General features: G+C 33.1%; 18 protein-coding genes. 11 read left to right on the top strand and 7 right to left on the bottom strand.

All coding sequences use genetic code 11. From position 1 onward, the window contains the following. Positions 1-2: 2 nt before the first annotated feature. The 3 genes from R2782_RS04545 (at position 3) to R2782_RS04535 (ending at position 3,020) form a co-directional block, all read left to right on the top strand. Positions 3-929 carry a hypothetical protein gene (locus tag R2782_RS04545; protein WP_371266884.1) on the top strand — a complete coding sequence of 309 codons (927 nt, stop codon included), beginning with the start codon at positions 3-5 and terminating at the stop codon, positions 927-929. 12 nt (positions 930-941) lie between these two features. After that, the gene (locus tag R2782_RS04540; RefSeq protein ID WP_371266883.1) at positions 942-1,313 is read left to right on the top strand and encodes a 6-pyruvoyl tetrahydropterin synthase family protein; all 372 of its coding nucleotides are present in this window, start codon (positions 942-944) and stop codon (positions 1,311-1,313) included. A gap of 675 nt (positions 1,314-1,988) precedes the next feature. Then, entirely contained in the window at positions 1,989-3,020 is a 1,032-nt protein-coding gene (locus tag R2782_RS04535) for a sulfatase-like hydrolase/transferase (RefSeq protein WP_371266882.1), read from the top strand. Here the strand turns inward: R2782_RS04535 and R2782_RS04530 are convergent. Then, positions 3,017-4,039 carry a LacI family DNA-binding transcriptional regulator gene (locus tag R2782_RS04530; protein ID WP_371266881.1) on the bottom strand — a complete coding sequence of 341 codons (1,023 nt, stop codon included), beginning with the start codon at positions 4,037-4,039 and terminating at the stop codon, positions 3,017-3,019. The genes R2782_RS04535 and R2782_RS04530 overlap by 4 nt on opposite strands. A 289-nt stretch (positions 4,040-4,328) precedes the next feature. Here R2782_RS04530 and rplM point away from each other — a divergent pair, with 289 nt between their 5' ends. The 4 genes from rplM (at position 4,329) to tsf (ending at position 7,067) form a co-directional block, all read left to right on the top strand. After that, positions 4,329-4,784, top strand: a complete 456-nt coding sequence (gene rplM / locus R2782_RS04525) for a 50S ribosomal protein L13 (protein ID WP_371266880.1) — start codon at positions 4,329-4,331, stop codon at positions 4,782-4,784. Further along, complete coding sequence (rpsI, locus tag R2782_RS04520; RefSeq protein ID WP_129463372.1) at positions 4,784-5,170, top strand: 30S ribosomal protein S9; 387 nt, start codon at positions 4,784-4,786, stop codon at positions 5,168-5,170. Before rplM ends, rpsI begins: the two co-directional genes overlap by 1 nt. 145 nt (positions 5,171-5,315) lie before the next feature. After that, a complete protein-coding gene (gene rpsB / locus R2782_RS04515) occupies positions 5,316-6,098 on the top strand; it encodes a 30S ribosomal protein S2 (RefSeq protein ID WP_371266879.1) in 783 nt (260 codons plus the stop codon). Positions 6,099-6,242: 144 nt separating this feature from the next. Then, entirely contained in the window at positions 6,243-7,067 is an 825-nt protein-coding gene (gene tsf, locus R2782_RS04510; RefSeq protein WP_371266878.1) for a translation elongation factor Ts, read from the top strand. 127 nt (positions 7,068-7,194) lie between these two features. Here the strand turns inward: tsf and ald are convergent, their stop codons facing one another. Then, a complete protein-coding gene (gene ald, locus R2782_RS04505; RefSeq protein WP_371266877.1) occupies positions 7,195-8,283 on the bottom strand; it encodes an alanine dehydrogenase in 1,089 nt (362 codons plus the stop codon). A 160-nt stretch (positions 8,284-8,443) separates the two neighbouring features. On the opposite strand from ald, the gene R2782_RS04500 reads away from it, so the two are divergent. Next, positions 8,444-9,004: a DNA-3-methyladenine glycosylase I gene (locus R2782_RS04500; protein WP_371266876.1), complete on the top strand. Its 561-nt coding sequence runs from the start codon at positions 8,444-8,446 to the stop codon at positions 9,002-9,004. Here R2782_RS04500 and aat read toward each other — a convergent pair. The 3 genes from aat to R2782_RS04485 form a co-directional block, all read right to left on the bottom strand. Next, a complete protein-coding gene (gene aat, locus R2782_RS04495; protein WP_371266875.1) occupies positions 9,001-9,642 on the bottom strand; it encodes a leucyl/phenylalanyl-tRNA--protein transferase in 642 nt (213 codons plus the stop codon). The two genes, R2782_RS04500 and aat, sit on opposite strands and share 4 nt — an antisense overlap. An 82-nt stretch (positions 9,643-9,724) precedes the next feature. After that, entirely contained in the window at positions 9,725-10,099 is a 375-nt protein-coding gene (locus R2782_RS04490; RefSeq protein WP_371266874.1) for a DUF3127 domain-containing protein, read from the bottom strand. A 36-nt stretch (positions 10,100-10,135) separates the two neighbouring features. Continuing rightward, positions 10,136-11,014: a flavin reductase family protein gene (locus R2782_RS04485; protein ID WP_371266873.1), complete on the bottom strand. Its 879-nt coding sequence runs from the start codon at positions 11,012-11,014 to the stop codon at positions 10,136-10,138. 102 nt (positions 11,015-11,116) lie between these two features. On the opposite strand from R2782_RS04485, the gene R2782_RS04480 reads away from it, so the two are divergent. Both R2782_RS04480 and R2782_RS04475 read left to right on the top strand, forming a co-directional pair. Continuing rightward, positions 11,117-12,265 (top strand): sensor histidine kinase, encoded by a 1,149-nt coding sequence (locus R2782_RS04480; RefSeq protein ID WP_371266872.1) that lies wholly within the window; start codon positions 11,117-11,119, stop codon positions 12,263-12,265. Between the two features lie 59 nt (positions 12,266-12,324). Then, positions 12,325-12,564, top strand: a complete 240-nt coding sequence (locus R2782_RS04475) for a GlsB/YeaQ/YmgE family stress response membrane protein (RefSeq protein ID WP_371266871.1) — start codon at positions 12,325-12,327, stop codon at positions 12,562-12,564. A gap of 29 nt (positions 12,565-12,593) precedes the next feature. Here R2782_RS04475 and R2782_RS04470 read toward each other — a convergent pair whose 3' ends face one another. Beyond that, entirely contained in the window at positions 12,594-12,983 is a 390-nt protein-coding gene (locus R2782_RS04470) for an HIT family protein (protein WP_371266870.1), read from the bottom strand. A gap of 14 nt (positions 12,984-12,997) precedes the next feature. After that, a complete protein-coding gene (gene greA / locus R2782_RS04465) occupies positions 12,998-13,474 on the bottom strand; it encodes a transcription elongation factor GreA (RefSeq protein WP_371266869.1) in 477 nt (158 codons plus the stop codon). A gap of 226 nt (positions 13,475-13,700) precedes the next feature. On the opposite strand from greA, the gene R2782_RS04460 reads away from it, so the two are divergent. Further along, on the top strand, positions 13,701-14,123 hold the full coding sequence (locus R2782_RS04460) for a Rieske (2Fe-2S) protein (protein WP_371266868.1): 423 nt from the start codon (positions 13,701-13,703) through the stop codon (positions 14,121-14,123). Positions 14,124-14,151: the final 28 nt, after the last annotated feature.

Below are 14,151 nucleotides of genomic sequence, written 5' to 3'. Positions count from 1 at the left end.
TAATGAATTACAAATCCTTTTGGCATCTACAAAACAATCACTCAGAAATTATTTCGGAAAGTATTGAAATGCCTAATTCGGATAAAATAGAAATCAGCAGTCTGTATTCTTCCATTAGTTTGGGAACAGAAACAATTGTATCACAAGGAAAAGTTCCTCCGTCTTTACATGAAAAAATGGCTGTTCCTTACATGGTAGGTTCTTTCAATTTTCCTATAAAATATGGCTATTCTTTGGTGGGAACAAACAATAACGGAGCGTTAATACACGTGATGCATCCGCATCAAACAACATGCTGGGTGGAAGAAAAAGATTGTTTTGTATGCTCCGAACAATCCGATCCAATTTTAGCGACACAATTGGCCAATATGGAAACCGTAATTAATGCCATTTGGGTTTCGGATGTTCAACCCAATCAAAAAGTGTTGGTTTGCGGACTCGGAAGTGTGGGTGTGCTTTTGGCTGAAACATTGAGAGGTTATTGCCAAGCCGTGGTTTATGTAAAAGAAAAGGACGAAGGAAAAGTGGCGATTTTAGCAAAAAATGGCTTTACAATTGCAAAAGAAACCGATGCATTTACCCTTTCTTTTCATGTTTCAACGAGTGAAAAAGGGTTACAATATTGTATTGACCATGCTGCTGAGGAAGGGAAAATTATAGAATTAAGTTGGTATGGAAATCATCCTATTCAGTTAAATTTAGGTGGCAATTTTCATTATAACCGATTACAGATTATAAGTGCTCAAGTTTCTGCCATTCCATTGATAAAGAAAAATTCAGAAGATTTTTTTAGTCGAAAAAAACTAGCCGAAAAACTAGTGCATACTATTCCCATTCGTGATTATATTTCACTTATTCCGTTTGAAGAGTTACCTTATTTTTTTAACCACAAAATCAATACTAATTTTATAACTGTTGTTAAATATTAAACTATATAAACGATGTATTTTGTTAAAATAAGAGAAAGCATAATGATAGCCCACTCCTTAAAAAATCCTTTTTTTGGTCCTGCACAAAATGTACATGGAGCCACCTATGTTGTAGATGTTTCTTTTAAATCCGAACAACTTGATGAACACAATGTTGTCATCGATATTGGTTTAGCTCACAAGATTGTGAAGGATGTTTTGAAAAAGTTAGACTATCAAAACCTAGATGATTTAGAACTATTTAAAGGAAAATTGACGACTACAGAATTTGTAGCAAGACATATCTTTGAAGAAGTTTCTGCAAAAGTAAAAAACACTTTTTCGGGAAAAATAGGCGTTACTATAAAAGAAAATCCAAGTGCTTGGGCTGGATTTGAACCTTAATTTTTATAAATGATAATTTTATTACTTTTTTTACTGTTAAATTTTTCTCTTTTCCTTCCAAGGTATTTTTTTCATAAAAATACAAGTGAATTTTTTCCAATAAAAGAAATCTTTAGTAACAAATCATTTCAGTTTAAAAAAATAATCAATCGATTTAATGAAGATATCTTCCGAATAAATTTTGAATTTGTACTTTTAGTACTTGTTTTTCTTTTTTTAAAAAGCACAATTCCTTTTTTTTGGGCAATAGTCATTTCGTCATTTTTTTACATATTTACGCTTGTTCTTTTTTACTATCATTACACTATTTTAGGAATCTACAAAACGTTTCCATGTATAGCATCCGATTGGCAACTGATTAAACAAGGACTTCGAATTGCTCTTAATGGCTATCGAATACAATTAGTATTTGGCTTTTTTTTAAGTCTAGTAGTTCTTACAATCTTAGTTTACATAAACGGTATTTTAATTAAGCTAATTTATTATGGTGATGCAAAAATGTTAGTCCTTTTTTGTTTCAGCATAATAGGAGTCACTCTCGTAAATTCTTTAGCAAAAAAAACAAACCCATTTGTCTTTAAAAAAGAATTTGATTTTAATTATCTTCGTTTTTTCACAATTCAATTTTCAATTTTAGTCCTTCAGTCGAATCGTTTTTTTTGTAAAAAAACCAAAATGGAATTAACTAATTTGACTAAAATTATAGAAAATGAAGCTTATTCAGTTGAAAAAGACATTTCTTTACAAAGCAAACCAAACATCTATTTTATAGCCATCGAATCTTATGGTGCAATTCTACATGAAGATCTTTTTTTTCGTGAAAAATATACCAAACTGATGACCGAATTTAATCAAAATCTACAATCAAAAAATTGGCATATAACAAGCAGCTTCTCAAAATCTCCTGTATCCGGAGGCGGATCATGGATGGCATATTCAAGTCTTTTGATGGGCATCAACATAACTTCAGATTTTCTTTACCGAAAACTGTTTTACGAACGAAAAAAATACAAAACACAATCTATACTGGCTATTTTGAATGAATTTGGATATGCTACCAATCTTATAGCGGCCGTTGGCGGATATGATAATTTTCAGATAGAATGGGACGAAACATTGTCTTTTTTGGGGGCAAAAAATGTAATAAAATTTAAAGACTTAGAATATAATGGCGAAAAGTTCAACTTCGGCCCTTCGGCACCTGACCAATATATGCTACATAAATCGAGAACTATTTTAAAAGAAAAGTATCCTAATCAACCCATTAGTTTTTTTGTAGAAACAATTAATTCTCATGCTGATTTTGAAACCCCCACACATTTGTTTTCAAATTGGGAAGAATGTAATTCCGCAGAAAGAAAAGCATTTAAACCCACCACAAGCCAGAACAACAATATAAAAGAAAACTACTTTGCTGCTATTGAATATCAAATTAAAACAATTACAGAATTTGTTTTGACGGAATACAACGAGACCATTTTCGTGATTTTTGGCGACCATCAACCCCCTTTACTTACCTCTGAAAGAAATTCATTTAAAACCCCTATTCATATAATTGCTAAAAATAAAAATTTAATATCTGATTTAAAATTGGAAAGTTTTGTTCCAACAAACGAAAAGAATAATCAGAAAACTGAATTAAGTCATGAAAACTTAAAATCATTGTTTCTAAAAAACTTCTTTAAACATTACCATAAACAAACCTAAACCCTCCTTGTTGAATCTCGTTGTCTCAATTCTGTTTTAACAACTGTAGTCTTAAACGTTGGTGTTTCTTGTTTATTTTCTAATTTTTCTATTAAAAGTTTAGCCGCTTCTTCACCTATTTCGGGTCCGTGTTGGCTAATGGTTGATAAACTTGGTGTTAACCTACGAGACCAGATACCATCAGCAAACCCAATCACACACAATTCTTTTGGTATCTGAATGCCTTTTTGAATAGCCATTTTCATTGCCATTGTTGAGGCATGTTCATCTAAAGCAAAAATTCCGTCAATTTCTTTTGTGGCAATTAATTTTTCCAACCGTAAATCAAAATCGTTATGGTTGTCGGTTTTGATGATATACTGATTATTAATTTCAATTTTATTGTCTTTTAAAGCCCTTTCATAACCCAATGCCCGGAGTTTCCCCACACTTAAATTATCAATACAAGACAGAAGTGCAATTTTTTTACATCTTAATTTAACTAAGTGATTGACTGCTTCAACAGATGATTCAAAGTCGTCCACAATTACTTTGTCGCAATTTACATCATCCATTGTACGATCAAACATAACAATAGGCAAACCCTCTCGAAGAATTTCTTTAAAGTGTGAAGATACATTCTTCGTTTGAGATTCTTCTGCAACAGACAATATAAACCCATCAACCGTTCCATTACTTAATAAATCCATTGCTTGCTTTTCTTTGTTAAAGGATTCATTAGAAATGTAGGTGATTACATTGTACCCTTTTTCATTTGCCTTTTTCTCGATTCCACTAAAAACTTTGGCAAAAAAAGGATTTAATATATTGGGTATGATAACGCCTATTGTATTGGTTCGTTGATTTTTTAAATTCTTGGCCATTGAATTAGGCCTATAATTTTGAAGCTTTGCATATTCTTGGACCCTTAATTTAGTGGGTTCACTAATCTCATGACTATCACTCAAAGCTTTGGAAACAGTTGAAACGGAAATTCCTAAATCTTTTGAAATCTGCTTTAAGGTGGCTTTTGGCTTCATGTTACAAAAATTTAGATGTAAAAATAAAAAATTATTAATAGATTTTAGTCTTAAATGATGTCATAAACAACAATAATGATGAATTTTTAATAAAAACCAGTTTTTTTAGTTTAAAATAGTTTGACATCAAACGTTGCTATCTTCTTTACAGTATTAGAATTAGCTACAATTTTAATCAAAAAACAGTACCAAAAAAATATTCTGAAGAAGCTATTTGCTTTTATCATAATTAATTGTACTTTTGCATCCCCTTTATTGGGGATGGAATGTTTAATTAAAATAAATTATTGTGAACACATTAAGCTACAAGACAGTTTCAGCCAACAAAGCTACTGCAGACAAGCAGTGGATTGTTGTAGATGCTGAGGGTCATAACTTAGGTCGTTTTGCTTCAAAAGTAGCAATGCTATTGAGAGGTAAATATAAACCAAGTTACACTCCGCACGTTGATTGTGGTGATAACGTAATCGTTATCAACGCAGAAAAAATCAACCTGACTGGTAACAAATTGGATGACAAAACGTACATCCGTCACACAGGTTACCCAGGTGGACAAAGAAGCTTGACTGCTAAAGTAATGCAACAAAAAAACCCTGCATTATTGGTAGAAAAGGCTGTAAAAGGAATGTTGCCTAAAAATAAATTAGGGGCTCAACTATTCCGCAATTTAAATGTAAATGTTGGTTCTGAGCACAAACATACCGCTCAACAACCAAAAACCGTTAACTTAAACGATCTAAAGTAATGGGAGTTATTCACAAAATCGGTAGAAGAAAATGTGCTGTAGCACGTGTTTATGTTTCAGAAGGAACAGGAAAAATCACCGTAAACAAAAGAGAATTTGAAAACTACTTCCCAACAGCTACTTTACAGTACAAAGTTATGCAACCGATGTCTATGACTGAAAATGCAACTAACTTTGATGTTAAAGTAAATGTATATGGAGGTGGTTCAACCGGTCAAGCTGAAGCTGTGAGAATGGCTATCGCTAGAGCGATGTGTGAGGTAGAAGCTGAAAACAGAGCTATCTTAAAACCAGAAGGACTACTTACAAGAGATCCTAGAATGGTAGAACGTAAGAAATTTGGACAGAAGAAAGCTCGTAAGAGATTCCAATTCTCTAAACGTTAATCGATTTACAAAATTATTATTAAAAAAGTTATTGTTGTTATTATTCCGAAGCAATCGGAAAATTAGTTTAGCATCTAAATGATGAAGACCAGAGAAATTCGCTACTCCATCATTGCTAATCAACAGAACGTAAACTAGTACAAAAATGGCAAACAAAGTTGAAGTTAAAGACTTATTAGAGGCTGGTGTTCATTTTGGACACATGACTCGCAAATGGGACCCAAACATGGCTCCTTACATTTATATGGAACGTAATGGTATTCATATCATTAACCTATATAAAACAGCTGCTAAAATTGAAGAAGCGAATGAAGCTTTGAAAAAAATTGCAGCTTCCGGTAGAAAAGTACTTTTTGTAGCTACCAAAAAACAAGCAAAAGATATCGTAGCCGAAAAAGCAACAGCCGCTAACATGCCGTATATCACAGAAAGATGGCCTGGTGGAATGTTGACTAACTTCGTTACTATCCGTAAAGCGGTTAAAAAAATGGCTTCTATCGATAGAATGAAGAAAGATGGCACTTTTAATACACTTTCTAAGAAAGAAAAATTACAAATCGATCGTCTTCGTGCTAAACTAGAGAAGAACTTAGGTTCTATCGCTGATATGTCAAGATTACCTGCTGCATTATTTGTAGTAGATATCAAAGCGGAACACATCGCAGTAAAAGAAGCTCAAAAATTAAACATTCCAGTTTTTGCAATGGTTGATACTAATTCAGATCCCCGTGAAGTGGATTATGTAATTCCGGCAAATGATGATGCTTCTAAATCAATAGACAAAATTTTATCTTTAGTAACCGGTGCAATCGTTGAAGGTCTTACGGAAAGAGGATCTGAGAAGGAAGCTGAGGTTGCAGAAGATGCAGTAGAAGAGACAGTAGCTGCCGCTCCAGTTGCAGAAGCTGATTCTACTTCAGAAGAATAAACACTACAAATTCCGATAGGAAAATTCCAAGTTCCAAAAGATTATCTTTTTAAAATTGATGATTTAATAAAATTGGAATTTAGAATTTGATTACCGGAATTTGTTTTTTTACAAAAAAATTAAACACTTAAAAATAGATACAAAATGGCAACAATTACTGCTGCAGACGTAAATAAATTAAGACAAATCACCGGTGCAGGGATGATGGACTGCAAAAAAGCTTTAGTAGAAGCTGATGGAGACTTTGATTTAGCCATCGAAAACCTTAGAAAAAAAGGTCAAAAAGTAGCCGCAAACAGAGCAGATAGAGAATCTACAGAAGGTGCTGTTATTGCTGTTGTTAACAACGAAAAAACAGCTGGTGTAGTGATTTCATTAAACTGCGAGACTGACTTTGTGGGTAAAAATGAATCATTTGTTAAATTAGCTCAAGACTTAGCTGCTTTAGCTTTGAACTTTACAAATAAAGAAGATTTCTTAAATGCTGATTTCAACGGAATGACTGTTGCTGAAAAATTAATTGAGCAAACAGGTGTTATTGGTGAGAAAATTGAAATTGCTTCTTTTGAAAGATTAGAAGGTGCTTTTGTTGGTTCATATATCCATGCCGGAAACAAAATAGGTACTTTAACAGCTTTATCAGCTTCTGTAGCCGGTGCAGAGGAAGCTGCTAGAAATGTTTCAATGCAAGCCGCAGCCATGAATCCAATTGCGTTAAACGAAGCTGGAGTTGATGTAGCAATCATTGAAAAAGAAATCGAAATTGCTAAAGAACAATTAAGAGCGGAAGGTAAACCAGAAGCAATGTTAGACAACATCGCTAAGGGTAAAATCCAACGTTTTTACAAAGATAATACTTTGGTGAACCAAGATTACATCAAAGATAGCTCTATGAGCGTTGCCGCTTATGTAAAATCTGTTGACGCTAATTTAACCGTTACCGGATTTAAAAGAGTAGCCTTAGGATAACTATCAATTCCTTTTCATATTTATAACCCCATTTTTAAACAAAATGGGGTTTTTATTTATGTAAAAAATCAAAATCCCATCCGGTTTTCACTCCGAATGGGATTTTTAAACAAACAAATAAAACCTATTAACTAAAATTGAACGTCTCGGCTAATTCTTTATAGACAATTTCCCCGTTAACTATATTAAGTCCTTTTCCTAAATCAGGGTATTTTTCAGTAGCCAATTCCCACCCTAAGTTGGCTAATTTTAAAACATAGGGCAACGTAACATTTGTTAGTGCTAGTGTAGAAGTATAAGGCACAGCACCCGGCATATTGGCCACACAATAGTGCACCACATCATCAATAATATAAGTTGGATTTTCATGAGTAGTAGCCACAGTTGTCTCAAAACAACCTCCCTGATCAACGGCTACATCTACCATAACAGTTCCTGGATGCATTTCTTTCAACATGTCTCTAGTAATTAATTTAGGTGCTTTGGCTCCAGGAATCAAAACCGCTCCAATAATTAAATCATGTGTTTTGATATGCTTTCTAATATTATATTCACTCGAAAATTCGGTTACTACATGACTAGGCATTACATCATTCACATAACGTAATCGTTTCATATTAATATCCAAAATTGTTACATGAGCTCCTAAACCAGCTGCCATTTTTGCAGCTTGAATACCAACTATTCCGGCACCTAAAACCAATACTTTCCCGGGAGGAACACCCGGAACCCCACCTAACAAAACCCCTCTTCCTTTAATTGGTTTCTCCAGGTATTTTGCTCCTTGTTGAATAGCCATTCTTCCTGCAACTTCAGACATTGGCGTGAGCAATGGTAACGAACCATCTTCTTCTTCCACTGTTTCGTAAGCAATACATATTGATTTAGACTCCAACATGGCAATTGTTAATTCTTCACTGGAGGCAAAATGAAAATAAGTAAAAATAACTTGACCTCTTTTAATTAACTTGTATTCTTCTGTTATAGGCTCTTTGACTTTTACAATCATATCTGCATTGGCATAAACCTCTGCTGCTGATGAGACTAAAATAGCACCTACCACCGCATAGTCCGAATCAAAAAATCCGCTTCCAAATCCAGCATCTTGTTGAACATAGACAGTATGATTGTTTTTTATGAGTTCAAAAACTCCTGCCGGAGTCATTCCAACTCTACTTTCATTATTTTTAACTTCCTTAGGAACCCCTATTTTCATTACTCTATTATTTCAAATTATTGTACAAATTTAATAACAACCCTACATATTTATACACTTATTTGTAATTTTTATTGTTTTTTAAATAAACACCCCTATTTTGAGCACATACCTCAAATTAATGTATTGATTTTTTATATTTGTTTAAAAACTAAACTAGATGGAACCTAAAAAAAGATGTGCTTGGTGTGAAAAAGATGATTTATACCGTAACTATCATGATGAAGAATGGGGTATTCCGGTATACGATGATCAAAAACTGTTTGAGTTTTTAGTTTTAGAAACTTTTCAAGCCGGAGTGAGCTGGCATTTGATTTTAAAAAAACGAGAAAATTTCAGAAAAGCATTTCTCAATTTTGATTATCAACAAATTGCTTTATTTGGTGATTATGAAGTGCAAGAATTGATGAAAGATGCCGGAATTATTAGAAATACCTTAAAGATTAAATCTGCAATTGCAAATGCAAAAGCTTTTATAAAAATACAAGAAGAATTTGGTTCTTTCTCTAAATTTATTTGGCGTCATGTAGACGGAAAACCTATCATAAATAATTTCACTTCCCTAAGTGAAGTACCTACTTTTACCCCACTGGCAGAAAAAATTAGCAAAGATTTAAAAAAACGAGGTTTTAAATTCATTGGTCCAACTACTATGTATGCTCACATGCAAGCAACCGGAATGGTAAATGATCATTTTTTGGATTGTTGGAAAAGAAGTTAAACCGAAGATTTTAGTATTTTGAGGTAGTTTTCTCTAGAAATTTCAAACGCCCCTAGTTTTTCTAAATGATCATTGTGTACTTGACAGTCTAGTAAATGGTAATTTTCCCACTTCAATTTTTCTATTAGAGAGACAAAAGCCACTTTACTAGCATTTGGAACCAATGAAAACATGCTTTCGCCACAAAAAACTTTTCCTAAATCTACACCATATAATCCGCCAATTAATTTACCTTGTTGCCATACTTCAACCGATTGGGCAATTCCTAAACTGTGTAACTTCATATAAGCTTCGTACATTGAATCAGTTATCCAAGTACCTTTTTGACCTTTTCGCTTAATGGTTTGACAATGTTTGATCACATCTGAAAATTTCTGATTAAATGTAATATCAAATATTTTACGATTCAAAATGTTGCGTAGACTTTTAGCAACTTTATATTCGTTTGGATTTACAACCATTCGTTGCGGTGGGCTCCACCACAAAATAGGTTCATCCTCTTCAAACCATGGAAATATCCCTTCTCGATAAGCCAAAAGCAATCGTTCAGTACTTAAATCGCCTCCAACAGCCAAAATTCCTTCGTAGGAAGCCTCAGAAACAGGCGGAAAATATAATTCTTTACTTAAGAAATACATAGGTTAGATTGTCAAAATAAGAAATTCCAAACCCCAAAAATAAATTTGGAATTTGGAATTTGTTTATTCATTACATTTTAAATTAAAATGGTAAATCGTCGTGTTCTTCTTCATTAAAGTTAGTTGCCGGCTCAAAAGCTTCTGCTGCAGGAACCGGTGGTATTTGATTTACAGAAGCCTCCATTTGCAGACGTTCAATTCTCCATCCTTGAATAGAGTTGAAATACTTTGTTTCACCTTGTGGATTTACCCATTCTCTTCCTCTCAGATTAATGGAAACCTTTACGCCTTCTCCCACTTTATAGGAATTCAACAAATCACATTTGTCTTGTGTGAATTCTATCATAATATGTTGCGGATACTGTTCTTCAGTTGTAACTACTACTTCTCTTTTTCTAAATGATGCACTAACTTGTTGTTCTGGGTTAATGACTTTAATTTTTCCTGAAACTTCCATGATATTGATTTTTTAAAATTATTAATTTGGCTTATATCAAACCCGTTTGGCTAATAATACTTTCCAAGCAGATAACGCATCTTGTCTGTTGAGAAATTCTTTTGCTTTCAAATGCACCTTCTCTTCATCGGAAGAACTCAAAACACCTTTTACCTGGATATTCTTGTTTACAAATATATTAATTTCTTCAGTGGATGGCAAACTTTCTACATTTCCTAACATTCCTAAATCATTTCCATCAAAAACGTTACTTTCTTTAATAAAATCAGGGATTTGATCCACCCCAATTCCGAGTGTTGCCAACGGTTTTGGAATTTCAAAAAGCCCTTGATTTGACCGAGAATACCAATTGGCTCCCATTCGAGAAACTAAATCGATTTTGTGTTGATCGATGTTGCCGTTTTCGTCTAAAATAGATTCTTTGATGTGTAATTTGACAACTTCACATATAATCAAATTGCCAGCTCCTCCTTCATTTCCTAAACTAATAATTTGATTGACTTTGCATTCAAACTGAACAGGACTCTCAGCTACCCGAAAAGGGTTAACCAATTCTGAAGGCAACATAGTTAAACCCGCTTTAAGAAACTCATTTACGCCCTCAGCATATTCAGTACTGGACAATGACATTTGCTGAACAATTTCAAAATTAACAACATTTATCACTACTTCCTTTGTGGCTTCGCAATTCATTAAAGTATGTTTGATGGTGTTGTCTCGTACTCTTCTGGCCGGAGAAAAAACCAATATAGGTGGATTAGAGCTAAACACATTAAAAAAACTAAACGGAGACAAATTCGGATTACCATTTGTATCAACCGTACTCGCAAAAGCAATGGGCCTTGGGCCAACCGAACTTTGCAGATAACCTTGTAATTTTAAAGGAGAAACATCTTTTGGAGAAATACTAACCATTGTTTTTTAGTTTATACAAAAGTATAAAAATTGAAAACTATTTGATAATTGAATTTTTCAATTCACACAAGATTTTAGTACTTTTATCCTAAATACCTATTTATGCAATTTTCTGAAAGCAGAAATGTAACCCGATGGTTTTTAATTCTCACTTCTTTTGTGATTGTTTCACTAATTCTTTGGAATACGTATACTTTTTTTCAACTTTTTAAAAATGAAGAGAAACTAAAAATGGAACTTTGGGCCGAAAGTCTCAAAACGGTTAACAATGCCAATCCGGAAACCGACGAAATTGAATTACCTCTTCAAATCATTAATAACAATAAAACAATTCCGATTATTGTGACAGAAAACAACACAATAATCAATCAAATTAACATTGATGATAACATCATTTCAAATAAAGAAAAACTTAGTCAGTTTCTTGATAAACTAAAAAAAGAAAACACGCCTATTGTAATTGAATACAATCCAAATAAATTTTGGTATTTGTATTACGGCAATTCATCGTTACTCACTAAATTAAAATATTATCCTATTGCATTAATTTTAATTATTATTCTGTTTAGTGCTTTGGTTTATAATTATTACAGGAGTACTAAAGTTGCTACGCAAAACAAACTTTGGGCCGGGATGGCAAAAGAAACCGCTCATCAAATTGGCACACCACTTTCTTCCTTAATTGGCTGGTTAGAAATTTTAAAATTTGAAAATGTAGAAGAAAATACAATCAAAGAAATTGAAAAAGACATCATTCGATTGCAAACCATTGCCGATCGATTTTCCAAAATTGGTTCAGAACCTGCATTAGAAAAATTAGATTTGGTGACGGAGACCATTCAATCATTCGATTACCTAAAAGCACGTTTTTCTAAACAAGTTGAGTTTTCATTTTCAGCACCTACCAAAACCATTTATGTCAACCTAAACCCTACTCTTCACAGTTGGACAGTAGAAAACCTGGTAAAAAATGCTATTGACGCCATGAAAGGTCGGGGAAAATTATCGCTAACTATTATTGAAGACGAAAAAGAAGTGAAGATTTTAGTTACTGATACAGGAAAAGGAATTCCGAAAAAACAATTTAAAAAAGTATTTGAACCCGGATATACAACCAAAAAGAGAGGATGGGGTCTTGGTCTTTCATTAACAAAACGTATTGTAGAAGAATACCATAAAGGAAAAATTAGGGTTAATCAATCAGAAGTTGGCAAAGGTACTACTATGATTGTAATTTATAAAAAGCTATGACAATCAATTAGTTGTGCTTTTTTTTATTACTTTTATATTTCAATCCTAAAATTATATTTATGGAATTTTTGTATTTTTTACTCATTGGAGCTATCTCCGGATGGTTGGCCGGGCAACTTTGGAAAGGGTCAGGTTTTGGTTTGATTGGCAACATCGTTGTCGGTATTATTGGTAGTTTTGTTGGCGGATGGCTTGCCGGTAAATTAGGAATTGGCGGCGGCGGTTTGATTTGGCAAATTTTAATTTCGGCTGGAGGAGCTTGGGTACTGCTTTTTATCATAAGCTTGATTAAAAAATAAAAAAATCCCGATAAATTCGGGATTTTACTTTATAAAGCATTCTTAATTTTTTGCAGTGTTGCTTCAAATACTTCTTTAGATAAAGTCACTTTCCTTTGAAACCGCATATCATCCATATCTTGCAATGGAATAAGGTGAACATGTACATGCGGTACTTCTAATCCAACCACAGCTACTCCAATTCGTTTACAAGAGATTGCTTTTTCCAAAGCTAAAGCAATTTTTCTCGAAAATTTCATCAATGCTAAATAATGGTCTTCTTCCATCTCAAAAATCTTATTGATTTCTTGTTTTGGCACGCAAAGTGTATGACCAATAGCGTTTGGATTTACATCCAAAAAAGCAATAAAATGTTCATCCTCAGCAATTTTATGGGATGGAATTTCACCATTTACTATTTTAGTGAATATACTTGCCATTTTTTTCTTAGGAATTAGTCTCTGGTAATTTCTAAAACTTCAAATTTTAATACTCCGTTTGGCACGGTTATTTCTGCAATATCTCCAACGGATTTCCCTAACAACCCTCTTCCAATAGGCGAAGTAACCGATATTTTACCAGATTTTAAATCAGCTTCGCTCTCGGCAACCAAAGTATATTTCATTTCCATTCCATTCGCTTGATTTTTTATTTTTACGTTGGACAACACTAATGCTTTAGAAAGATCAAGTTGCGATTCGTCAATCAATCTGGCATTGGCATAAATTTCTTCCATTTTAGAAATTCGCATTTCCAACAATCCTTGTGCTTCTTTAGCAGCATCATATTCTGCGTTCTCAGACAAATCTCCTTTATCCCTGGCCTCGGCAATAGCCTGTGATGCTTTAGGACGCTCAATATGTTTTAATTGTTCTAATTCTTCTTTTAATTTTTTTAACCCCTCAGCGGTGTAATACGAAACTGTACTCATAACTTCATGTGTTTTTTAATACCATTCTATTCTTCAAAATTCATAAAAAGATGAACTTTGACATATAAAATTTATATTTTTATCGTTATATAAAATAGAAAAAATCCCCTTTGAGAGGATTCCTTTCAACAAAGATAGTATAATTTTTAATTATTTGAAAATTTATTCTTTTAGAAGGACATTCAAAGGTAATTAAATTAAATTTGCTTAACGAAAAATTATGCTCATGAAAAAAATTGTTTTGTTTTTGGTTGTTTTGATTTTCTTTTCAGGATGCGACGATGAAAATTTTAATAATAATAATCCTTATATTCCTAATTATTCCTTTTCAATACCTTTTAATTTAGATTTACCATTATACAGTAGCTTAAAATTTCCCGGAGAAGGCATCTTATATGATGGACAGAACGCAGGGTCTATTGGCATTATTATTTTTAATACCGGAAGTGGATTTAATGCATTCGATGCCGCTTGCCCAAATCAGCAAATTTCTTCTTGCTCAAGATTAATTTTACAAGAGCCCAATGTGGTTTGCCCTTGTGATGAAGAATCATACAGTTTGTTTACCGGATTAGGCAACTTGGAATATCCCTTGAAAAGATACCGTGTTGAAGTGATAAATGAATCAAATATTCGGGTTTATAACTAAAAAATCCTGACTTAACAGTCAGGATTTT

The organism is Flavobacterium sp., assembly GCF_041392085.1.
GTDB lineage: Bacteria > Bacteroidota > Bacteroidia > Flavobacteriales > Flavobacteriaceae > Flavobacterium.
Note: the sequence above shows the minus strand (reverse complement) of the source record. Positions and strands in the feature narration are given on the sequence as shown.